The 1,425-nt window shown below is 59.2% G+C and carries 1 protein-coding gene; it reads left to right on the top strand.

Going from position 1 to position 1,425, the window contains the following annotated elements; all coding sequences use genetic code 11:
• Positions 1-128 precede the first annotated feature (128 nt).
• Complete coding sequence (locus tag ACW9JC_RS30265; protein WP_338586444.1) at positions 129-1,187, top strand: IS110 family RNA-guided transposase; 1,059 nt, start codon at positions 129-131, stop codon at positions 1,185-1,187.
• The last annotated feature ends 238 nt before the right edge of the window (positions 1,188-1,425 follow it).

Raw genomic sequence — 1,425 nt, 5'->3', positions numbered from 1 at the left:
GTAATTGGATGGACTCGCCCAAGCCGAGGCGTCAATGCGCCACGGTGGCAGTCTAAACAGCCAACGACAGCGAGGGCGAGTCCATGAAAAATCATAGTTCGTTTGATCAATCCGTGTCTTCTTCCGATTTGTCGGCCTGCACAACCTTGGCGGTCGACCTGGCCAAACAGGTCTTTCAGGTCGCCGGTGAAGATATCCTCGGCCAGGTGTTCTACGAGCAGCGGATCAAGTCGCGCGAGGCGTTTTATGATTTTCTCCGACAGTTGCCGCCGCATGTCGTGGTTTTGATGGAGACCGGTCCGGGTGCCCAGGCCTGGGCCCGGCAGCTGCAAGACCAAGGCAATCCGGTGCGGATTCTTCCAGCCGGTTTGGTGGCCACACATCGCAGCGGGCCTAAAAATGATCGCAACGATGCGCTGGCGATTCTGCGGGCTAATCGCGATGAAAAAATCTGCGCAGTACCGGTCAAAAGCGTTACGGCGCTGGCAATGCAGGCGTTGCATCGCGCCCGCCAGGGCTATGTGCGTCGACGCACGGCCCTCAGTAATCAGATGCGCGGCCTGCTGCTTGAGCACGGCGTAGCCTTGGCGCAGGGCGATGTTGCGATCAGCCAGAAAATTCCGCGGGTGCTGGAAGATGCCACCCAACCGGTGCCGGGCCTGCTGCGTGAACTGATCGACGAACTGTTGGCCGAGTGGCGCCATTTGGGCGAGCGCATCAGCGTACTGACGGGACGCCTGGAAGTGGCCGCCAACACCGACATGACGGCGAAGCGGCTAATGACTGTGCGCGGCATCGGCCCGATCACTGCCACGGCACTGGTGGCCAAGGAAACCAAGCCTGAGCGATTTCCCAATGCCCGCAAGTTTGCCGCGTACTTTGGCATGGTGCCTGACCAGCACAGCAGCGGGGAGACGGTCCGGCTGGGGGGCATGACCAAGCGAGGTGATGCTTATTTACGCAGCCTGATGATCCAGGGAGCCCATGCGGTGCTGCAACAACTACGACCTGATTCCCAGCAACCCGATGACCGCCGCTTGTTGCACTGGATGAGCCGGTTGGGCCGTAAGGAGGCTGCGATCAGGCTAGCCAACCGCAACCTGCGAATCGTCTGGGTGCTTCTACAGAATGACCAGACTTATCGTCGCCACGCGGGTGATGGCCAGCCAGCGACGATGGGCCACTGAGCGACAGAGTTCTGCCACCGAGGTACTAACCGTCTGACCCTCTGCTGAAAAAAATTGACCCCAGGTAAGACCGGCGTGGATTGATGCCTAAGCTCCTACTGGCCTTCGAGGCCTGACTGTAATCGGCATACCACGAGCTTTTCCAATTTTGGCCAGAAGCCGAAGACGGCTTCCACGAATAGGCCTAATACATAGATGCAACGGGGCAGCGGTTTTTCAAAAGCGGGTAGACAGTGGG

The organism is Pseudomonas sp. SDO5591_S426 (assembly GCF_054070755.1).
Note: the sequence above shows the minus strand (reverse complement) of the source record. Positions and strands in the feature narration are given on the sequence as shown.